The sequence below is a fragment of the Flavobacterium gossypii genome, assembly GCF_014138495.1.
Classification (GTDB): Bacteria; Bacteroidota; Bacteroidia; order Flavobacteriales; family Flavobacteriaceae; genus Flavobacterium; species Flavobacterium endophyticum.
Genome location: NZ_JACJIS010000001.1, coordinates 1,478,805 through 1,500,693, shown reverse-complemented (window position 1 = coordinate 1,500,693; position 21,889 = coordinate 1,478,805). Strand labels below are relative to the sequence as shown.

The window sequence follows — 21,889 nt, the reverse complement described above, 5'->3', positions numbered from 1 at the left end:
TCTTGTTTTAAACGAACTATCCACTAAAAACTATCCACTAAAAACTATTCACTATCCACTAAAAACTATCAACTAACAAAAATGGATACAAAGGAATTACTCAAAAAAGTACGAAAAATAGAAATCAAGACCCGAAGATTGAGCGATCATATTTTTTCGGGAGAATACCATACATCCTTCAAAGGGCGCGGGATGACATTTAGCGAAGTCCGCCAATACCAATTTGGAGATGATGTGCGTGCAATTGATTGGAATGTTACGGCGCGCTATAATGAACCGTATATCAAAGTTTTCGAAGAAGAAAGAGAGCTGACCATGATGCTAATGGTAGACGTCAGCGGTTCGGAAAGTTTTGGTACGCAGAACAGTTTCAAGAAAGATATTGTGACAGAAATTGCTGCAACTATGGCCTTTTCAGCAACGCAGAACAATGATAAAATCGGGCTGATCCTATTTTCTGATGAAATTGAATTGTTCATTCCTCCTAAAAAAGGAAGATCGCACGTTTTGAGAATCATTCGCGAGTTGATTGAATTCAAGCCTAAAAGTCATAAGACAAACCTGTCACAGGCATTGAAATTTTTGTCAGGAGTCATAAAAAAGAAAGCCATTGTTTTTGTGATTTCAGATTTTATGACAGATGATAATTATGAGCATACGCTGAAAATTGCCGGAAAAAAACATGACCTGACAGGAATTAGAGTATATGATGCCCGAGAAGAAAAAATGCCAAATATCGGAATGGTCAATATGCTGGATGCGGAAACAGGCGAAACGATGTTGGTCAACACAGGCTCCAAATCAGTTCGTCTGGAATATGAAAAATACTATCAGGAGAAAATGAAATATTTCAAGGAAACATTCAGCAGATGCGGCTCAGGAACGGTAAATTCTAGAGTAGACGAAAGCTACGTGACAAAATTATTGGGCTATTTTAAATCGAGAGGTTAATCTTTTTTCCCCCTTTCATGAATAAAGATTAGGAACTAAAAAAATGAAAAACAACACCCTTTACATACTGCTCTTTTTATTGGTTGGGACATTTGCTTTCGGACAGCAAAAACGGGTAACGACATCCGTAGATTCTACCAAGGTCAAAATTGGAGCACAAATCAACCTTACGCTAAAAACTTCGGTCGATACGTTGTCGAACGTCGTATTTCCGGAAGGAACTAATTTCGGCCAGTTAGAAGTCTTGGAATCGTATCCAACAGATACTGTTAAAGAAAAAGACCGCTACCTGCTGACCAAGAGATACGGATTGACGCAATTTGATTCTGGGAAATATCTGATTCCAAGCTTGAAAGTATTGATTAACAACAAGCCCTTTGCAACAGATTCGCTTTTTGTTGCCGTTGCCGGAGTCAAAGTCGATACATTAAAACAAAAAATGTATGACATCAAAGGAATTGCAGAGGTTAAAGAGTCGATGGGGAATTGGTGGAAATACCTTCTCGGAATATTGCTCTTGGCAGGAATCGGATACTTGATTTATTATTTCGTTAAAAACCGCAAAAGGAAAGAAAAGCCAGAAGCCATCGTATATGCAACACCGATTGAAAAAGCGGTAGGCTTGCTTAAAAATCTGGAGCAAAAAGAACTTTGGCAAAAAGGAGAAGTCAAAAATTATTATTCTGAATTGACTGATATTGCCAGAACGTATATCGAAGAAGAAATTCAAGTTCCAGCCATGGAAAGCACGACTTCGGAAGTTATCATAGGATTGCGAAATGCCGCAGTCAGAAAGAAAATGAAAATTTCTCAAGAAACGGTAGAAAATCTTGAACGCGTTTTGCGTCAAGCCGATTTGGTGAAATTTGCCAAATCAAAACCGCTTGATTTCGAGATAGCCGAAGACAGAAAAAAGATAGAAAAGACAATTTTTACATTACACAAAGCCATACCAGAAGTAGAAGAGGAAGACGACGAGATGCTGATGCTGGATGCACAGAAAAAAGAATTATTGTTGAAGAAAAAACGCAAACGGAAGATTGCTATTGCGGTTTTTACAATTTCCTTTTTGGTTGTAGGAACGCTCACTTATTTTATTACTACTAAAGGATTGGAGTCTGTTTTAGGACATCCGACAAAAGAATTATATGAAGGGGAATGGATCACGAGTGATTATGGTAATCCTGCGGTGACCATGGAAACGCCAAAAGTATTAAAAAGGACTAAACTTCCGAACGGCAGAAAAGACATGGGCGTAAAAGAAAGCCAAGCCTTCTCGTATGGAAGCTTTTTCGATGAAATATCTGTAAATGTTTCGACAACATCATTTAAAGATACGCTAAGCAGACCGCTAGAAAAAGTAGTCGAAAGAGAAATCAAGTCGTTTGAAAAACAATATAAAGCCAAAGATGTTTTCGTAAAACAAGACCAATTTGACACCAAAGAAGGCATTACAGGAATAAAAGCCTATGGGTCGATGGTCATTTTTAAAGAAGACAGCGATAAAGAAATCAAGATCGGTTATGAAATCTTGGTATTTGCACAAGAAGGAGGCCTTCAGGAAATCATCATCACCTATCGTGATAATGATGAATTCGGCTCCAAAATCTCCGATAGGATAATTAACTCAGTCGAACTTAAAAGAGTAAACTAAGATGAAGAATGTTACCTTTTTAAACCCTGAGTTTTTCTGGCTGTTTGTCCTGATTCCGATTGCTATTGCTTGGCAGATCTGGAAAGGAAAAAAACAAGCCTCGTTAAAGGTAAGCTCGCTAAAAGGATTCAAGGCAAAACCGTCAGTTTTGGCAAAATTGAAACCTTTATTGTTTGTTTTCAGGATTCTGGCATTGAGCTTTTTGATTGTTGCTTTGGCCAGACCGCAAAGTGTAGACATCAGCAACAAGACCAATATTACAAACGGAATCGATATCGTAATGTCTATTGACGTTTCAGGAAGTATGCTAACGCGCGATTTGAAACCGAACCGCCTGGAAGCCTTGAAAAGAGTCGCTTCAGATTTCGTCGAAGCCCGTCCAAACGATAGAATCGGATTGGTTGTGTATGCGGCGGAAAGCTACACCAAGACGCCAGTGACCAGCGACAAGGCTGTAGTGCTTGATGCGTTGAATAGCGTAAAATACGACCAACTTCTGCAAGATGGAACCGGAATCGGTATGGGATTGGCAACTGCGGTAAATCGTTTGAAAGACAGCAAAGCAAAAAGCAAAGTGATTATCTTGCTTACGGATGGAGTCAACAATTCAGGTTTTATCGACCCAAGAATGGCTTCGGATATCGCAAGAGAATACGGAATAAAAGTATATACGATCGGAATTGGAACCACTGGAATGGCTGAATCTCCATACGCGATTGGTCCAAACGGAGAATTCGTTTACAGAATGATGCAAGTCGAAATCGACGAGCAATTAATGAAGGAAATTGCAAGGAATACAGACGGAAGATATTTTAGAGCCAAGAATAATCAGAGCCTGAAAGCTATCTATGATGAGATCAACAAGCTGGAAACCACAGAAATTGAAGAACAAAAATTCTACAATTATGATGAACGATTCAGGCCTTTTGCAATTGCTGCAGGTTTGCTTTTATTGCTAGAAGTTCTATTGAAAAATACAGTTTTTAGAAGCTTTATTTAAAAAATTATGTACGACGAATTAGACGAAAAAAAATATTTATACCTTTTGATCATCATCCCTATTCTGGTGCTGATTTTCCTATTCAATCTCTATTGGAAAAGAAGAAAGCAGAAAGAATTTGGAGATTTGAAATTGGTCAAAAAATTAACTCCTGAAAAATCGGTTTTCAAATCAACGCTAAAAATTACGGTTTTTCTTTTGGCACTGGCTTGTCTGATTTTAGGATTAGTAAACCCTAAACTAGGAACCAAAGTAGAAACCGTTAAAAGAGAAGGAATTGATATTGTTTTCGCTATCGACGTCTCAAAATCAATGCTGGCTGAAGATGTCGCACCCAACCGTTTAGAAAAAAGCAAGCAGATTGTCTCGCAGATTATCAATCAGCTTGGAAGTGACAGAATAGGAATCGTAGCGTATGCCGGAAGTGCTTTTCCAGTTTTACCGATTACGACAGACTATAGCGTGGCGAAAATGTTCCTCCAGAGCATGAATCCTGGAATGGTTTCGTCTCAAGGAACATCGCTCGACGAAGCAATCCAGTTGTCGTCGACTTATTTTAATCCAGACAGCAAGACTAGCAAGTTGGTCATCATGATTTCTGATGGAGAAGACCATTCCGAAGGAATTGAAGATGCGACAGAAGAAGCAAACAAGAACGGCCTAAAGATCATAACCATTGGTGTCGGTACTGAAAAAGGAGGCCCGATTCCATTAAAAAGAAATGGTGTGGTCGAAAGTTTCCAGCGCGATCAAAATGACCAGATTGTCGTGACAAAACTCAACGAAACTACCTTAAAAGAAATTGCCAAAAACACAAAAGGCGGTTATGTGAACGGAAATAATACCAAAGAAGTAATCGACTATGTGAAGCATGCTTTGGATAATATCGAAAAAAGCGAATTCGAGACCAAGCAATTTGCCAACTACCAATCGCAGTTCCAATGGCTTTTGGGAATCGCCTTCTTTTTGTTTTTCTTAGATATTTTCTTCTTGGAGAAAAAAACAACCTGGGTGAAAAAGATGAATTTATTTAATGAAAAGGAATAATATGAAACAGCTATTGCTATATGCAGTTCTATTTTTTTCCTTTGCAGCCATAGCACAGGAAAAAGACAAAAATTTGCCAAAAGGAAACAAAGAATTTAAAGAAAAAAACTATGCTGATGCTGAAGCCGAATATAGGATTTCATTATCCAAATCCCCTACAAAAGCGATGGCATCTTATAATTTGGGAAATACGATTTACAAGCAGAAACAGCCAAGCGAAGCAAAACTAGCGTATGTAAAAACTATCGAAAATGCCAAGACGAAGCCTCAAAAACACAAAGCGTTCCATAATCTTGGAAATATTTTCATGACAGAAAAGAAATATTCTGATGCCGTCGAAGCGTATAAAAATGCCTTAAGAAATAATCCAGCTGACGAACAGACGAGATACAATTATGCGCTAGCAAAAGAATATTTAAAAAACAATCCGGAACCGCCAAAAGACGATAAAAAGAAGGATAAGGATAAAAAAGAGAAAGATAAAGACAAGGAAAATAAAAAAGACGACAAAAAAGACGGAGACAAAGGAGATAAAGATAAAAAAGACGATAAAGGAAAAGGCGACGATAAAAAAGACAAGCAGGACGGCAAAGATGGCGACGGAAAACAAGACAAAGATTCCGACCAAAAAGGCCAGCCGAAACCGCAGCCAGGCAACAGTCCGTCAAAACAACGAATTGAAAATCTGCTCGATGCCGTAAATAATGAAGAAAAGAAAATCCAAGACAAGGTCAATGCCCGAAAAGTAAAAGGCAAGCCTGTTCAAACAGAAAAAGACTGGTAATAGATGTTGATTGTGATGAGAAAATATATAATAGCATTAATTTTACTCTGTTTTCAAGGGCTATCGGCTCAAGTTCAGTTTGAGGCGAAAGTCAGCAAGCAGACACTTGGGATAAACGAGCGGCTTCGAATTGATTTCGTCATGAATGAAGACGGAGACAATTTTACGCCTCCTTCTTTCGAAGGCTTTCGCGTTGTCGGTGGGCCAAGCCAGCAAGTAAGCCAGACTTGGATCAACGGAAGAGCTACTTTCAACAAATCGTACATTTACATTCTGCTTCCGCTACAACGCGGGTCGCTTACGATAAAGCAGGCAACGATAGAAATCAAAGGACAGACCTACAAAACGGCACCGATAAAAATAAACGTGACCGCTGCTGTCGATGAATCAAAAGATCCGAGCAGTCCGGATTATGTGCCGAGCGGAGGAATCCACCTTATTGCCGAAATTTCCAACGCAAATCCGTATCTCAACCAGCCGATAACTGTTGTATACAAGCTATACGTTAGTAATAATGTGAGCGTCAGAAACTGGAAAGAAATCGACAGTCCGAAATTCAATGATTTCTGGAGCCAGAATATTGATATCAAAAATCTGGTGGTCGAAAACGGAAAATACAATGGCGAAGATTACCGTTATGTTGTCTTGCGCAAAACCGTTTTATATCCTCAAAAATCTGGAAAGCTTACCATTGAACCACTTTCGTTAGATATTGTTGTAGATCAGCCGACGAACCGTAGGGATATCTTTGGGAGAGTCCAATTTGTAACGGCCAACAAGACCGTTTCCGCAGGAAGCAAAATCATTAACGTTAAAGCCTTGCCAGAAACTGGAAAACCTCAAGATTTTACAGGTGCGGTAGGCCAGTTTGATTTTGTGGTAAAACCTTCTAAAACCGAATTGAAGCACGGCGAATCGTTAGATCTAGACATCAGCGTTTCTGGAAAAGGAAACTTGAAATTATTCACTTTGCCAAAACCGATTGTTCCGAGCGCACTAGAAATGTACGATCCGGTGCATAATGAACAAGTTTCGACACCGCTTTCAGGAATGCAAGGCAAAATATCAGATAAATATACAATTATTCCGCAATATCAAGGAAATTATACCATCAAGGGATTGTCGTTCTCGTATTTCGACCTCGCTACAAAATCCTATAAAACGATAACTTCTAAAGACATCGTGATCAAGGTTTTGGACGGACCGACATCTTCCGATCCAGCTGTTGCTGCTACGCCAGGCTCTGGAACCACGAAACAAGCTGTAAAAAGTACAAACCAATTTGGATTTATAGCGCTTAAGACGCAACTAAAACCGATCCATAAAGAAGATTTCTTTGGTTCGGGATTATTCTATACATTGTTATTCCTGCCTTTCCTTTTTATTCCGATTATTGTTTTGGCTAAAAAGAAAAAAGAGGCAATCGACAGCGATGTTGTGGGCAACAAAAGAAAAATGTCAAACAGATTGGCTAAAAAATACCTTTCGGAAGCTAAAAAACAAATCAACAACAAAGAGCCGTTTTATATTGCTCTCGAAAAGGCATTGCACAATTTCTTAAAAGCCAAGTTGCATATTGAGACTTCGGAAATGAGCAAAGATAAGATCAGAGAAATTCTTTTAGAAAGAAATGCGCGGCCAGAAACCGTCGATGATTTTATAAATCTGACAGAAAACTGCGAGTTTGCAAGATATGCGCCGTATTCGAGCGTTGCCATCCAGCAGGATTTTGACAAGGCCGTAACCGTGATTTCCGAACTGGAAAAACAAATCTAACAATTGATGATTCCTTTACGAATTGAAAATTGAAAAAAATGAAAAACGTATTCTACATACTATTGCTTTTTACCCAAATTTTCTGGGCTCAGGATAATTTCGAGGCGGGAAACAAATTATACCGCCAAGATAAATTTGAAGAAGCTGTAAAAGCCTATGAAAATGTCCTGAAAACCAAAAAGCACTCCGCCGAATTGTATTTCAATCTCGGAAACGCCTACTATAAACTAAATAAGACGGCTCCAGCGATTTATAATTACGAAAAGGCCCTGTTGCTTAATCCAGGCTATTCAGAGGCAAAAAACAACCTACAATTTGCCCAAAACATGACAATTGATGAAATCAAGCCAGTACAAGAAGTCGGATTTGGAAAAGTCATCCATGATTTTACGTCTTCGCATACGTATGACGGCTGGGCTAAGATTGCTATTGGCTTCTCAGTAATTTTTCTTTTGTTTTTTATTGGGTACTATTTTTCTGCTGCGACAATGTTGAAACGTATTTTCTTTGTCGGATTATTTATTGCCTTGGTCGGATTGATTATCAGCGTAGCTTCGGCGATAGCCGAAAAAACGAGATATGAAAATGACAAACCGGCGATAATTTTTGCCGATACCATTGGCGTAAAGAATGAGCCTAAAGAAAATGCCGACGATGCTTTCATCCTCCATGAAGGAACAAAAGTTCAGGTTATAGAAGTTTTGGATAATTGGAGAAAAATCCAATTGGCAGATGAAAAAGAAGGCTGGATCAGTAAAGAGGCTTTGAAAGAGATAAAGTAGATTGAGGATTTAAGATTTGTGATTTGAGTCTGGGGTTCGCAATCAAAAATTAAAAATTCGCTATCTTTTTAGAGATAACGGCTTCGTCAATCTAAGCTCAGAAATCTAAAATTTATTTCTTCAACTCATCAAACCATTCCTCAAAAACAGGAAAGACAAACTCTGAAATTTTTAAAATAGGGTTATAAAATAGCGAATCATCTAGCGTTTTCTTTTCAGCAAACGTATGGTTGAAATTGATTTTTTGGAACAAAGCCAAAGCAAAACTTAAGATAAGGCACATTTTCAACACGCCGAAAATTCCTCCCGCAATTTTATTCAGCAATCCCAAGCTTGCAAAATTGGCAATCGAAGTAAAAAATTTTGCCAATAACGAAACGCCCAAGACGACTCCGATAAATGTCAATATAAAAGCCCAGATAGCAATGGTTTTTGGATTCCAAGAAAATAGATCTGAAAGAAAATCTGCGGTAAGGAAAGAAAATTTTATTGCAATATAAATTCCTAAAAGCAGCGAAACCAAAGAAGCAAATTCTACAAAAAGACCGTTCCAAAGGCCACGAACTAGTCCATAAACTAAAAATACACCTAAAATAATATCTAAAAATCCCATCAAGAAAATAGTAAGCAGCCAAGATAGTCGACTTTGCATAGAAAAACAAAATTCAACAACGTATCTTTGCGGACTAATTTTATCGTTTATGGAATGGAAATTCCCAAAATCATAAACCAAAAATCTAAATTTCACATGTCTAGAGATATACAATTAAAAGAGCGATGGGAAAAGCTCGTAACCCTTTTATCCAAGCAATTTGCCGAAGGTGATGTGCTGGATCTGGATTCTATCATTTATTTGATCGGTGTCCAAGAACTTGGAAAAGTTCATCAAAAATTCAAAAAAGACGAAAAAGTAAACTTGATGCATATCGCAATTTGCCGTCTGCTTGAGCCCTACGGATTCTACGAATTCGATTATTTTGATAGTGAAGGCTGGCCTCATTATAAAGTAAAAGAAGAACTGCCTCCGTTGAAAGCAGGCGAACAATCAGTGTTGATGAAAGAAGCGATTGTCAATTATTTTCTGGAAAGAGAAGTTATTGATTAGAAATTTAGATTTCAGAAAGAATATAGCGATTGAAAACTGCTGAAAACTGCCGATTTTCAACGAAAAATAGTAAATTTGCACCTTTACCAAAAGAAGATGATAGATAAGATTAAAGAATATATTGGCGAAGCAGAAGCGTTTCAAACCCAAAATAAAGAAGAACTCGAAGCATTCAGGATTAAATTCTTAGGAAGCAAAGGGCTTTTGAAAGATTTTTTTGCCGCATTCAAAAGTGTTCCAAACGAACAGAAAAAAGAATTCGGACAGGTGATCAACCAGCTGAAGAATACTGCTGAAGAAAAAGTCAAAGCAATTCAAGAATTACTTGAAAGCAAAGAAGAAACCGTAGGAGTCTATGGCGATTTGACACGTCCGGCAGAACCATTGAAAATTGGTTCGCGCCATCCTATTTCTTTAGTCAAAAACCAGATTATCGATATCTTCTCAAACATTGGTTTTAATGTGTCTGAAGGTCCAGAAATTGAAGACGACTGGCATAATTTCACGGCATTGAATCTTCCGGAATACCATCCGGCTAGAGACATGCAGGATACGTTTTTTATCCAGACGAATCCAGATATTCTTTTGAGAACCCATACATCGTCGGTTCAGGTTCGCTATATGGAAGAAAACAAGCCGCCAATCCGGACTATTTCTCCTGGGCGTGTTTTTAGAAATGAAGCCGTTTCTTCACGTTCTCACTGTATTTTCCATCAAGTAGAAGGATTGTACATTGACAAAGATGTTTCGTTTGCCGATTTGAAGCAGACGCTTTTATATTTCACGAAAGAAATGTTCGGTAAGTCGAAAATTCGACTGCGCCCTTCGTACTTTCCATTCACGGAACCAAGCGCCGAGATTGATATTTATTGGGGATTAAAAACCGAAACGGATTATAGAATTACCAAAGGAACCGGTTGGTTAGAAATCGGCGGTTGCGGTATGGTAGATCCAAATGTTTTGAAAAACTGCGGTATTAATGCTGATGAATTTACAGGTTTTGCTTTTGGTATGGGTGTCGAGAGAATTGCGATGCTGTTGCACCAGATTGGCGACATCAGGATGTTTTATGAAAATGACGTACGATTCTTAGAACAGTTCAAATCTTCTATTTAGTCATAAAGTTGAAAGTCAAAAGTTGTAAAGAAATTGTTTAAAGCAAGAACTTTCGACTTTTGACTTTCTCACTTTCCCACTTCTTATTATGAAAAAAGATATTATCGTTCCAAAAGTAGAAAACGTTTTTATGGCCGCCGTTCAAGAATGGAACGACGACTTTATGGAAAATGTTTGGTATGTCTATCTGGTCAATGACAGCGATTTTGATCTGGACAGCGTCATGGTAGTTTCAAAAGCTTTCGGAACCATAGATGGCGAGATGAAAAAAACATCGCTTTTACGCCACGCTTTTATGAAAGTTCCAGCGGTTTCTGTCGTAAAGGTAGAAATGGTCGAAAAAAGCGTCCTAGCGCTTAATAATGAGTTTATGGTTACCTATTTCATAGGAAATACATTATATGATAAAAAATTTACGTTCCGCACCAATACGATAAATGAACGAGCTACAGAAGAAGTGCCGATTCTATTCGTAAATGGTGTTATCGTGCGATAATTATCCTTTTAAGATCTTGCTTTTTTCTTGATCAAATTCTTCTTGCGACAAAATTCCTGCATCCAATAATTCTTTTAAGTCGAGCAAAGCTTGTTTTTTGGAAGCCATATCTGCAGGCGGAACAACAGTTTCCGTTTTTGCAACCGCAGGATTTACAGTATTCGACGGACTGAACTTGAGCAATAACTCTGTGATTTCATTATATCCTTTAATGTTAGAATAGTCGATAGCCTTCTGTTCTTTTGCATTGACTACAGAAGCATCGGCCCCTTTTTCTAGCAGTAACTTTACCATGTCTTTTTTGCCATTGGCTGAGGCATAATGCAAGGCAGTATTACCGCTTTCATCCTGAATATTGATAGTGGCACCTTTGTCTAAAAGTAATTTTACCATGCTTACATGGCCGCTTTTCGCCGCAACGTGCAGCAGGCTTTCGCCGCCATAGCCATAAGTAGTGTCGAGAGAGAAACTGCTTGAAACGCTAAGACTGTCTGCCGTTTCTACCCAATCCAAATAAGAATACATCGAGGTTTCGTTTCCAGTGACAGGTTTTGAATAATTGACATCAACACCATTTTCAATAAAAAGCTCGACAATTTCTTTTTGGTTGTTGGCACAGGCATACCAAATGGGGGATAAGCCATTTTTAGAAGAAACAAAAAGATCGGCTCCTTTTTCTGTTAAAAGCTTGGTCAGCATTCGATTGCTATCATAGCAGGCTAAAAGCAAAGCACTTTCGCCCAAATGATTCACATGGTTGATATTGGCACCATTTTCCAGCAGCAACTCAACCATAGGTTGGTTTTTAGATTTTACGGCAAATAGCAAAGGGGAGTTGCCTTGCTTGTTGGTCGTGTTGATATCTGCTCCGTTTTCCAATAATTTTTTGACGATTGCGGCATTTCTCCAACTTGCTGCAAGGAGCAATGGTGTTTCAGCTTCATTATTTTCTACATCTGCATTCAGGCCTTGTTCCAGCAGTTTTTCAAGAATTTCAATCTGTCCAGTCAGTGCGGTTAGATGCAACAGGCTATTCCCTTTTAAATCTTTGATGCTTGTCTTGGCTCCTTTTTCAAATAAAAATAGGGCGGTCTGCTTCTGTTTTTGAAGGCAGGCAAAATAGAAAGGCGTTTCTCCGGCATGATCTTCATAATCGATATCGGCTCCTTCCTCGATGAGCATTTGTACCAAATCAAGATAGCCATGATGTGCGGCATAATGCAAGGCTGTTCGGCCCTTTTCATCCGTGTAAGTAACATCTACTTCTTTGTTGGCTAATAAAAGTTCGGCTATTTTTCTTTTTCCGCCTTCACAGGCGATGATGAATGACATTGACATAAGTTTTCTTTTTCTGGATTAAGACTGCTTCATCAGCAACTCTACGGTTTTTATTTTCAAATTATCATCAGATGCCAGATGAAGCGCAGTTTGGTCTTGATTGTTTGTTATGGAAATATCGGCTCCGTTTTCAATCAAGAGTTTTGCTTTTCTATAAGTGTCCTTTGCTTTTTCAGCCTCGTAATTGACATTATAGGCGCAGATTTTATGCAAAAGGGTATTGCCACTATCGTCTTGGCGATTGATATCGATTGCTCCAGTATCCAAAATAGTTTGAAGCACTTCTACCTTCTTTTCGGCAATTAAATCAATTGGAGTGGTGTCTTGGCTATAATAGAGGCTAGTCTGATATATATCGGCACCATCTTCAATTAGCTTTCGCAATAGCTCCAGGCTTCTTTCAGAAGTATCATACATCATCCTGACGTATTCAAACAATAACGTCACTTGGTCTTTGTTAATCACATCAAATTGAGGTGTGTCGAAATTGCGAAGCTGGTCGTACAACCTCACATCTAGTTTATGGGCAACAGCATAGAAAAAAGCAGAATTTCCGTTTTTATCTACATCATTTGGATTTGCGCCATTTTGCAAAAGAAAGTCGAGATAGTCATTCCTATTGAATTCTATAGCCGTAATTAATGGCGTTTTTTTAATGATATCTTGCGCATTCACATCCAAGCCTTCTTCAATTAGATATTCGAGGTAGGACAAAGAAAGCTGAGGTTTCATCAGGTTCGTCTTTATGACTTGATGGAGAAAGCTTTCTTCGGCATTATTTTTAAAATTTACATTGCATCCTGCTTCAACCAATACCTTGATGCTTTCGATAGTGGCACCTTTTTCAAAGAAATACCCAAGCAGTGTTTTTGCGGCGACCTCATCATTTATATTGTCAAATTTTGAGATGAATTCTCTAAAAAAAGCAATCGAATCCTCGTCTTTCTGCAAACCTCTTGTGACGCTTTGAAAAATACTTTTATCAAAACTGTCGAATTCATAAACATCGGTTTCAATGACTTTGTTTTCTAAAAAAAGCCTTATAATTTCGAATTGTTTTTCTTGAAATAGTCGATCGAAGATATTCGACTTATTGTATTCGTTTAGAGTGGTGGGAAGTTTTTCGCCGTTCGCGAGATGGTCCAAAACTTCAGAATATTTTCCTGAGGCTAAAAGTTGTTCTAACATAGATTGAATGGTTATTATTCTTCATAGTTACAAAAAATAATAACACAATCCGTAGACTTTCACTTTATTTTCACAAATTGACTATTTTTCTTCTTTTACTGGAAAGGCCAAAGAAGCCATTACAGATAAGATCAAGACGCTTCCTACAACTGTCAGCGAGGCTGGGGAAGAGATGTGATAAAAAGGCTGAATAAGCATTTTTACGCCGATAAAAGCAAGGATAACGGCTAGTCCGTATTTTAGCCTGCTGAACATGTACATAAAATTGGCCAGTAGAAAATATAAGGCTCTTAGTCCTAAAATTGCAAAAATATTAGAAGTATAGAGAATGAATGGGTCATTTGGAGCGATAGCGAAAATAGCTGGGATGGAGTCGACGGCAAAAATCAAATCGGTAAATTCAATAACAGCAACGACAACCAAAAGTGGCGTCGCCATCTTCACGCCATTCTTTATTGTAAAAAACTTGTCGCCATCATAATTTTCTGATACTTTGAAAAAACGATGTACCAATTTGGCGCCTGGGCTTTTTGTGAAATCTTTATTCTCGTCATCATCTTCTTTTGAAAACCAAGATTTGAATCCGGCAAAAATCAAGAAGAACCCAAAAATGGATAAGATGACATTGATGCTGACCATCTTTCCAAAAAGTTTCATTTCAGGAAGATAAGTCATGTTGATCAACTCTACTCCAGAGAAGATAAAAATGGCTCGGAATACCAAGGCACCGATAATTCCCCAAAATAAAACTTTATGATGCAAATGCTTTGGCACATTAAAGAAGCCGAAGACCAAAATAAAAACGAAGAGATTGTCTACTGAAAGCGCTTTTTCTATCCAATAAGCCGATTGGAACTGAGTAAACTGCTCCATTCCCATCAAATAATAAATCACGCCGCTAAAAGCCATCGCAAGCGAAATCCATACAATCGACCAAGTAGCCGCTTCTTTGTTAGAAACGACATGGCTGTTTTTGTTGAAGACGCCTAAGTCTAGCAACAACATAATGATAATCAGGATTGAAAATCCTGCCAGGATTCCAGGATGGTTGATCAGATGGTCGACATGATTATTTTGCATGGTCTCGATTAATTAAGTTTTTCGGTCAGTTTTTTGAATACCTTTTTCGGTTCTTTTCCTTCGTATAAAATACTGTAGACGGCATTAATGATAGGAGTCTTCGCGCCGAATTCCTCATTGAGTTTGTAAGCACTATTTGTGGCATAATATCCTTCGGCAACCATGCTCATCTCCATCATGGCAGATTTTACGGTATAGCCTTTTCCGATCATGTTTCCGAACATCCTGTTTCTAGAAAATATAGAATACCCGGTAACTAATAAGTCACCAAGATAAGCCGAATCGTTGATGTTTCGTTTCATCTTGTGAACTTTTCGGATGAATTTTTTCATCTCGCGTATGGCGTTGCTCATTAACAGCGCTTGGAAGTTGTCGCCATATCCTAAGCCATGCGCCATTCCGGCCGCTATAGCATAAATATTTTTTAGCATCGCGGCATATTCTGTCCCGATAATATCATCAGAAATTTTGGTCTTGATATAATTGCCGCTCAGGTTTTTAGCCATTATTTTAGCTTTGTCAGAATCTCCGCAGGCAATTGTCAGATACGAAAGGCGCTCCATCGCAACCTCTTCAGCGTGGCAAGGTCCAGTGATGACTCCGATATTGTCATAAGGGATATCATATTTTTCATGGAAATGTTCTCCTACAATCAGGCTGGTCTCTGGGACGATGCCTTTGATTGCAGAATAAATAATTTTTCCGTCTAAACTTTCAGTGAGATGGTCCAATTCGCCACTCAAGAATGCAGATGGAATCGCAAAAATGATATAGTCGGCGTACTTTACAGCTTCGTTTATGTTGCTGGTAAGCTTTAGTTTTTTTATGTCGAATTCAACAGAACTCAAGTAATTTGGATTATGCTTGAATTCCTTGATGTGCTCGATGGCACTCTCGTTTCTCATATACCATGCAATCTCATCAAGATTGACGCAAAGCATTTTTGCAATTGCTGTTGCCCAGCTTCCACCCCCTATCACGGCAAATTTTGGATGTTCACTCATTTTGTTTCGTTTGTTTGCCCAAAAATACTCAAATTAGTGATAATAGGAAATTAATTCAGTAGCAGTATTGCCTTTTTTGTCAGAAAGCTTCGTTATAAAATGAGCATCAGGATAAATTTAACTTAAAATTATGATTGTCAATACAATGCAAGCCTTCTACTGTCGTTATTGATATGAGTTGGTTAGATTACAATATACGTTACAAATGATACACTCTCGTATTATTTGAGTTAGTTAAGATTTGTTTTTGGTGTTTTGAAAAAGGCACTCTTGAAAATTACTTTCAGGAGTGCCTTTTGACTTATAAATGCTTTTGGTTTTAATTGACTAGTAGCTTAGCTCTACAATATTTTTTACCTTTTCAAGGGTAATGTTTTTCTTTTCGCCGAGTGCCTTCCAACCTCTTTCATCAAAACGTTTTACTACAAAATCGGCAGTATTTTCATAATCTTGTGTGTATTCTGAAAGTTTGGTCTGCATTCCCATAATATGGAAGAAATCAACTGTTTTTTCTATAGCTTCTGTTGCCATTTCTTCAACGCTTGCATCGGCTATATTCCAGACACGTTTTCCATATTGTGCTAACTTTTCCTTTTTACTCTCAAACATCACGCGATATAAATTTGGACCAATAATCGCTAAAGTTCTGGCATGGTCGATTTCAAACAAGGCGGTCAGTTCATGGCCGATCATGTGCGTGGCCCAATCGGTAGGAACTCCTTTTTGGATGAGTCCGTTTAATGCCATTGTACAGCACCACATATAATTAGAAGCTAGTTTATAATCTGTCGGATTTTCAACCACTTTTGGACCAATTTCAATTAGTGTCTGTAAGATTCCTTCAGAAATTCGGTCTTGTAATAAAGCATCGTGCGGGTATGTAAGATACTGTTCAAAAACGTGCGTAAAAGCATCGACCACACCATTCTGGATTTGTCTTTTTGGTAATGAAGCAACTACTTCTGGATCGCAGATTGAAAATTTTGGAAATAGGGCAGGGCCACCAAAAGACAATTTTTCCTGTGTTTCGTTAATCGTGATTACAGCACCAGAGTTCATCTCGCTTGCTGTAGCTGGAAGCGTTAAAACAGTTCCGAAAGGAATGGCATTGTCTAAGATTCGAATTCCTTTTTGAAGGATATCCATCGGATTTCCTTCAAATTGTACAGCGGCCGATATGAATTTTGTTCCGTCAATTACAGAACCGCCGCCTACTGCAAGAATAAAATCCAATTTCTTTTCACGGATAATTTCCACTGCTTTCATCAACGTTTCATAACGAGGATTCGGTTCAATGCCACCAAATTCCGTTACGTCATAGCCATGCAGTGCTTTACGAACTTGATCGTAGACGCCATTTTTGAAAATGCTACCGCCGCCATATGTAATTAATACTTTGGCTTCTTTGGGTAGCAAGTCAGAGATTTTTGCAATTTGTCCTTTGCCAAAAACTAGATTGGTAGGATTGTATAATTCGAAATTCAGCATAGTTTTAAATTTTATGTAAAATTACGAAACGTGTAATTCGGGATGTCGTAAAAGAGTGTTAACAATTACTTTTTCAATAATTCCAATTCTTTTAAAATGGCTTCTCCGACACCTTTTGCAGACTGTGGATTTTGCCCTGTAACCAATCGTCCATCGATAGTAACATGTGGCTGCCATAAGCCTGATTTTTCGAATTTGGCACCACGCTCAATCAATTTTGTTTCTAGGGCAAAGGGAACTACTTTTTCCAGTTTGACTGCCACTTCTTCTTCATTAGTAAAAGCATTTACCTTTTTGCCATCAACCAAATACTTGCCATTGCTCAATTTGATATTTACCAATCCAGCAGGACCGTGACAAACAGCTCCAACGACGCCATTGTTTTCATAGATAGCAGTAGCGATTTTGGCAATTTCGGTATTATCAGCAAAATCCCACATCGCGCCATGGCCTCCAGCATAGTAGATGGCCACATAGTCTTTTGGATTGACTTCAGATGGTTTCATCGAATGGTTGATTTTGTTGTGATAAACAGCATCATCCCAAAATTTCTTATTGATTGGGTCATTCAAATCAAAACCATCTACAGGAGGTGTTCCGCCCTTTGGACTCACGAAATCAATCGTATAATGGTCTTTTAATACTTCCCAAGCATGAGTAACTTCTCCTAAATAATAACCGGTAGGTTCGCCAGTGCTTCCTTTTTTGTCGTGGCTCGAAACCACAAATAGGATTTTCTTTTCCATCTTTTTTGATTTTTTAGTTTGTGCGTTTCCTAGAACAGGATGTAAGGCAAGGGCAAAAAATGCTATAGCCATCAAGCTCGAAGTGATTATTTTTTTCATAATGACTTTTTTATAATTAAGATACAAAATTCCGAAGAAATGACTCTCTAAGAAAGGGAAAAAGTCACAGATTTGAGGTGATAATTGTCACTTAGGTGCTGAAACGGCTCAACGTTTCACGCGAAACGCCAAGATAGGATGCAATCAGTTTTTTAGGGACTTTTTGAAATAAAGTAGGGTAGAGCTGTAATAATTTTTCGTAGCGTTCCTGCGGATTGTTATTCAGCATCGACAAGATTCTTTGCTGTAGGGCAATATAGCCGGAATTAGACTTTCTGCGGAAGAAGTGCTCGATCTTGTGCATTTCGGAGCAGAGTTTTTCACGATTGTACAAGGAAAGGCAGAGTACTTCGGTATCTTCGATACAATCGATGTATAAGGTAGCTTTTGTCTGGTTGAAGTAAGCATTAAAATCGCAGATCCACCAATCCGGAAGCGCAAATTGTAAGATGTGTTCCTTTCCGTCTTGGCTCACATGATAGGCTTTCAGACAACCTTCAATGACAAAAAAATCATTAGGTACATCTTCGCCTTCTTGAATCAAAAATTGGTGCTTTTTATATTTTTTTGGAGTAAAATGCGACAGTATATAATCGAATTCGCCATCAGTAAGCGGCGTGATTTTTTCGATTTGCTGTCGTAACATTTGGCTCATTCTGATTACTTCTTATAAAATAAATTATGGTCAATATAATCCCACACTTTTTCGGGCAATAGCGGTTTCGCATTTTTTCCATTTTTGATGCTTTCTCTGATTTTAGTTGAAGAAATCTCAACAATCGGTGCATCAATAATATGAATCTTCGGATGGTTTACAAATTCAGAGCTTATGATTTCCGTTGAAATTCTCGGATAGACATAAATTTCATGATTTTCGAGAATAACATCGTAGTTTTTCCATTTGTGAAACGAATTCAGGTTGTCTTCGCCCATAATCAAGGAAAACTCATGATTTGGGAATTTCTCTTGGAGATAAGCTAAAGTAGTTACCGTATAATTAGGCTGCGGTAATTTAAATTCGATGTCAGAAGGTTTTAATTTTGGATACTCTTCTGTTGCCAGAAAAACCATCTGCAGGCGATGGTGGTCTTCTAATAGCGTGCTTTTCTTTTTTAAAGGATTGTGCGGCGTAACGACCATCCAGACTTGATCCAAATCTGAAAACTCGGCCATGTGGTTGGCAATGATGAGGTGGCCGACATGGATGGGGTTAAATGTTCCGAAATATAATCCTACTTTCATTTTTTAAGGGACTAAAGTTCTGAGTTGCTAAGGCTCTTGGAACCTTAGCAATTCACACCTTATTAAATCATTTTCAAATAATCGTAAACCAATTTATAAGCATCATTTTTTGCAATTTCCAAATCGTAATTCTTTAAGATGACATCGAATTCATTTGCTTTTGCGATTTCTTTTTCTGCTTTTGCGAGGCGCATCTGTATCTTTTCATCCGTTTCTGTCTGACGGAAACGTAGTCTTCTTTCTAGTTCTTCAACAGAAGGCGGGCTAACAAAAACGGCCAACGTTTGTTTTGGATATTGCTTTTTTATGTTCAAGCCTCCAATCACGTCAATGTCGAAAATTACGTGCTTGCCTTCGGCCCAGATTCGTTCCAGCTCGCTTTTCAGCGTTCCATAATAATTGTTTTTGTAGACTTCTTCATATTCTACAAAAGCATCTTCTTCAATTTTCTTTTGGAATTCGGATGCAGATAAAAAGTAATAATCCCTGCCGTCAATTTCTTCTCCTCTTTTTTCGCGCGAAGTTGCAGAAATAGAAAAGTCCAAATGCAGTTCTTTTTGTTCCAAAAGATATCTCACTATCGTAGTTTTTCCTGAGCCAGAAGGAGCCGAAAAGACTATTAATTTGCCGTTATTCATTGTTTTATGCTTTAAGCTTAACGCTATATGCCTTAAGCTAAGTGGATTGTTTATTGGTTTTTTTGCCTAAAGCCTAAACCTAAAGCTTGCGGCCAAAAGCGTTCTACAGAACGTTCAGTACCTGTTCTTTGATTTTTTCCAGCTCGTCTTTCATCTGGACTACAAGTTTTTGCATCTGCGCATGGTTCGATTTGGAACCCATCGTGTTGATTTCTCTTCCAATTTCTTGAGTGATGAATCCTAGTTTTCTACCATTAGCTTCGTTACCCGCCAGCGTTTCTATAAAATAATTCAAGTGGTTTTCCAAGCGTACTTTTTCTTCGGTAATATCGTATTTTTCAAGATAGAAAATCAATTCCTGCTCAAAACGATTTTCGTCTACATTGACATTGAGTTCTTCGATGGCGGTTTTCAATCGGTTTTTAACCGTTTCAATTCGTTCGCCGTCTAGCGCTACTGTTTCCTTCATGAGAGCGAGTATGTTGCCAATTCTTAAAAGGAATTCTTTTTCAAGTGCTACGCCTTCAGAGTTTCTGAATTCTTGGATATTTTCCAATCCTTGGTCGATTACGCCTTGAATAACTTTCCATTCGTTTTCATCCAGCTCTTCGCGTTCTGTTTTTAAGGCATCAGGCATTCTGACGGCCATTTTCAGCAGTTCCGTTTCGTCGCCGTCAACCACTAGTTTCAGCTGATTGATATAGGCTTTTACGATAGGCACGTTGATTTTTGACGAAGTTTCTTCGCCGGTAATTTCTATAAATAAAGAAAAATCGATCTTTCCTCTTTCTAATTTCTGAGCAATCTGATTTCGAAGTCCCAATTCCATTTCGCGATAAACGTAGGGCGTTCTCACATTTAAATCCAAACCTTTGCTGTTTAGGGATTTAATTTCAACGGTAATTTTTTTGTTAGGCAATTGCAAGGTTGCTTTGCCGAAACCAGTCATTGATTGTATCATATTCAAATTTAAATAGCTACAAATGTAATAAAAAGTATTGAGTCGTTTTCAGGCGGGGCAAATTAGATTGCAGGCAAAACAGCAGGAATCAACTGCTTGAGAACTGTTTTTTCTTTTGCGTGACCAAATAGACTCCTAAAAAGATCATAGTAGCCGAAATGATTTTTACGAAGCTCAATTCGTCTTTTCCCAAACCGATAGCGAATACAGTTGCAAAAAAGGGCTGAAGGTAGATAAAAACGGCAACAATAGTAGGCTTTAGTTCTTTCATAGACAAAAGATTCAACAGGTAGGTAAGGAATGTTGAAATTACTACGACAAATAGTATTTTGGCATAAATAGACGTTGGAATAATCTCCCATTGTATTTCCTGCACCTGCTTCCATCCGAAAGGTAATACCATGATAAATCCAAACAGATAGATCCATTTGACGAAGGAAAAGGCATTGTATTTTTCCATCAGCTTTTTGACAATAATCAGGTAAAAGCCATAGGAAACGGCATTGACAAAAACCAAAAAGTTTCCCCACATGGCATTCGAGGCATTGCCGATGCTTTTTCCATATAGAATTAGCAAGACAGTTCCGGCTAATCCTAATACGATTCCAAAAGCCTTCCATTTGAGGATTTTTTCCTTCATGATAATGGCAGACAATACCAAGACAATCATAGGCGTCGTAACCATGATTACAGAAGCCATAATAGGCGAAGTAAGGCTCAATCCTTCAAAAAACGTAAGCATATTAAGAGCCACACCAAAGAAAGCGGAAGCAATAATCCTCGGAAAATCATTCAGCGCAATTTTTTCTGCTTTAATAAAAAGCGCGACCAGCCAAAACAAAAGAGCGGAACCGCCAACTCTCAAGACAATAAATCCGAAAGGTTTAATAAATTCCGGCATTACGTCTTTGGCAATCGTAAACGTCACTCCATAAATGATGGAAACCATCAAGGCACCGAGTAGGGCCCAATTTCGTGTAGACATTTAAGAAAGCGCTTTGGCTACTTCAAGAATGTTCTTTTGGCTGTTGCCGATGTAGATTTTTCCGTCGATAATAAAAACAGGACGGCTTAAGAAAGTATAATGCTCCAAAAGATATTTTTTGAAATCTAGCTCTTTTAGGTTTTTGTTTTTCAAGTCCAAAGATTTATAAAGCTGCGCTTTTTTGCTGAATAGCGCTTCATAGCTTCCTGAAAGTTTATACATTTCATCCAGTTCTGCTGCGGTAATCGGATTTTGACGGATATCGTGAAATTCCAATTTGTCGGTATTCGGAAGCGACTTTATGATTTTTCGACACGTATCGCAAGAGGCTAGATAATATATTCTGTTGTTCATCTTTGTGAAGTTTAAGTGACGCAAAGAAAATTTATTTATGGCGAAAAAGATGTAT

Annotated in this window: 23 protein-coding genes; 10 read left to right on the top strand and 13 right to left on the bottom strand. The window is 38.2% G+C overall.

Annotated features, from left to right (window positions below; all coding sequences use genetic code 11):
* The first annotated feature begins 81 nt into the window (after positions 1–81).
* From GGR22_RS06935 to GGR22_RS06905, 7 genes are read left to right on the top strand one after another with little or no spacing between them, the layout of a single operon-like run.
* Complete coding sequence (locus GGR22_RS06935; RefSeq protein ID WP_182493057.1) at positions 82–951, top strand: DUF58 domain-containing protein; 870 nt, start codon at positions 82–84, stop codon at positions 949–951.
* Positions 952–994: 43 nt separating this feature from the next.
* On the top strand, positions 995–2,605 hold the full coding sequence (locus GGR22_RS06930; protein ID WP_182493056.1) for a hypothetical protein: 1,611 nt from the start codon (positions 995–997) through the stop codon (positions 2,603–2,605).
* 1 nt (position 2,606) lies between these two features.
* Entirely contained in the window at positions 2,607–3,605 is a 999-nt protein-coding gene (locus tag GGR22_RS06925) for a vWA domain-containing protein (protein ID WP_121375617.1), read from the top strand.
* Between the two features lie 6 nt (positions 3,606–3,611).
* A complete protein-coding gene (locus tag GGR22_RS06920; RefSeq protein ID WP_182493055.1) occupies positions 3,612–4,652 on the top strand; it encodes a vWA domain-containing protein in 1,041 nt (346 codons plus the stop codon).
* Between the two features lies 1 nt (position 4,653).
* A complete protein-coding gene (locus GGR22_RS06915) occupies positions 4,654–5,436 on the top strand; it encodes a tetratricopeptide repeat protein (RefSeq protein ID WP_121376251.1) in 783 nt (260 codons plus the stop codon).
* Positions 5,437–5,451: 15 nt separating this feature from the next.
* Positions 5,452–7,212, top strand: a complete 1,761-nt coding sequence (locus GGR22_RS06910; protein WP_182493054.1) for a BatD family protein — start codon at positions 5,452–5,454, stop codon at positions 7,210–7,212.
* Positions 7,213–7,250: 38 nt separating this feature from the next.
* Positions 7,251–7,994, top strand: a complete 744-nt coding sequence (locus GGR22_RS06905) for a tetratricopeptide repeat protein (protein WP_182493053.1) — start codon at positions 7,251–7,253, stop codon at positions 7,992–7,994.
* Between the two features lie 112 nt (positions 7,995–8,106).
* On the opposite strand, the gene GGR22_RS06900 is transcribed toward GGR22_RS06905, so the two are convergent.
* Entirely contained in the window at positions 8,107–8,646 is a 540-nt protein-coding gene (locus GGR22_RS06900) for a CvpA family protein (protein ID WP_246336923.1), read from the bottom strand.
* 96 nt (positions 8,647–8,742) lie between these two features.
* Here GGR22_RS06900 and GGR22_RS06895 point away from each other — a divergent pair, with 96 nt between their 5' ends.
* The 3 genes from GGR22_RS06895 (at position 8,743) to GGR22_RS06885 (ending at position 10,711) form a co-directional block, all read left to right on the top strand.
* Positions 8,743–9,099: a hypothetical protein gene (locus GGR22_RS06895; RefSeq protein ID WP_121376250.1), complete on the top strand. Its 357-nt coding sequence runs from the start codon at positions 8,743–8,745 to the stop codon at positions 9,097–9,099.
* A gap of 96 nt (positions 9,100–9,195) precedes the next feature.
* A complete protein-coding gene (gene pheS / locus GGR22_RS06890) occupies positions 9,196–10,215 on the top strand; it encodes a phenylalanine--tRNA ligase subunit alpha (RefSeq protein ID WP_121375612.1) in 1,020 nt (339 codons plus the stop codon).
* A gap of 88 nt (positions 10,216–10,303) precedes the next feature.
* A complete protein-coding gene (locus GGR22_RS06885) occupies positions 10,304–10,711 on the top strand; it encodes a hypothetical protein (RefSeq protein ID WP_121375611.1) in 408 nt (135 codons plus the stop codon).
* On the opposite strand, the gene GGR22_RS06880 is transcribed toward GGR22_RS06885, so the two are convergent.
* From GGR22_RS06880 to GGR22_RS06825, 12 genes are all read right to left on the bottom strand, one after another.
* Entirely contained in the window at positions 10,712–12,043 is a 1,332-nt protein-coding gene (locus GGR22_RS06880; protein WP_246336922.1) for an ankyrin repeat domain-containing protein, read from the bottom strand.
* 24 nt (positions 12,044–12,067) lie between these two features.
* The gene (locus tag GGR22_RS06875) at positions 12,068–13,237 is read right to left on the bottom strand and encodes an ankyrin repeat domain-containing protein (protein ID WP_182493051.1); all 1,170 of its coding nucleotides are present in this window, start codon (positions 13,235–13,237) and stop codon (positions 12,068–12,070) included.
* 81 nt (positions 13,238–13,318) lie between these two features.
* Entirely contained in the window at positions 13,319–14,317 is a 999-nt protein-coding gene (locus GGR22_RS06870) for a TerC/Alx family metal homeostasis membrane protein (protein ID WP_182493050.1), read from the bottom strand.
* Between the two features lie 8 nt (positions 14,318–14,325).
* Positions 14,326–15,321: an NAD(P)H-dependent glycerol-3-phosphate dehydrogenase gene (locus tag GGR22_RS06865; protein ID WP_121375607.1), complete on the bottom strand. Its 996-nt coding sequence runs from the start codon at positions 15,319–15,321 to the stop codon at positions 14,326–14,328.
* Between the two features lie 327 nt (positions 15,322–15,648).
* Positions 15,649–16,809, bottom strand: coding sequence for an iron-containing alcohol dehydrogenase (locus tag GGR22_RS06860; protein WP_182493049.1), 1,161 nt, complete (start codon positions 16,807–16,809; stop codon positions 15,649–15,651).
* A 65-nt stretch (positions 16,810–16,874) separates the two neighbouring features.
* Positions 16,875–17,654 (bottom strand): type 1 glutamine amidotransferase domain-containing protein, encoded by a 780-nt coding sequence (locus GGR22_RS06855; RefSeq protein ID WP_246336921.1) that lies wholly within the window; start codon positions 17,652–17,654, stop codon positions 16,875–16,877.
* Positions 17,655–17,745: 91 nt separating this feature from the next.
* Positions 17,746–18,309 (bottom strand): Crp/Fnr family transcriptional regulator, encoded by a 564-nt coding sequence (locus GGR22_RS06850; RefSeq protein WP_182493048.1) that lies wholly within the window; start codon positions 18,307–18,309, stop codon positions 17,746–17,748.
* A 5-nt stretch (positions 18,310–18,314) separates the two neighbouring features.
* Positions 18,315–18,896 (bottom strand): nicotinate (nicotinamide) nucleotide adenylyltransferase, encoded by a 582-nt coding sequence (gene nadD, locus GGR22_RS06845; RefSeq protein WP_182493047.1) that lies wholly within the window; start codon positions 18,894–18,896, stop codon positions 18,315–18,317.
* Between the two features lie 62 nt (positions 18,897–18,958).
* Positions 18,959–19,534 carry a guanylate kinase gene (gene gmk / locus GGR22_RS06840; RefSeq protein WP_121375603.1) on the bottom strand — a complete coding sequence of 192 codons (576 nt, stop codon included), beginning with the start codon at positions 19,532–19,534 and terminating at the stop codon, positions 18,959–18,961.
* A gap of 103 nt (positions 19,535–19,637) precedes the next feature.
* Positions 19,638–20,495, bottom strand: a complete 858-nt coding sequence (locus GGR22_RS06835; RefSeq protein ID WP_182493046.1) for a YicC/YloC family endoribonuclease — start codon at positions 20,493–20,495, stop codon at positions 19,638–19,640.
* Positions 20,496–20,583: 88 nt separating this feature from the next.
* Positions 20,584–21,480: a DMT family transporter gene (locus GGR22_RS06830; protein ID WP_182493045.1), complete on the bottom strand. Its 897-nt coding sequence runs from the start codon at positions 21,478–21,480 to the stop codon at positions 20,584–20,586.
* The gene (locus tag GGR22_RS06825; RefSeq protein WP_182493044.1) at positions 21,481–21,834 is read right to left on the bottom strand and encodes an arsenate reductase family protein; all 354 of its coding nucleotides are present in this window, start codon (positions 21,832–21,834) and stop codon (positions 21,481–21,483) included.
* Positions 21,835–21,889: the final 55 nt, after the last annotated feature.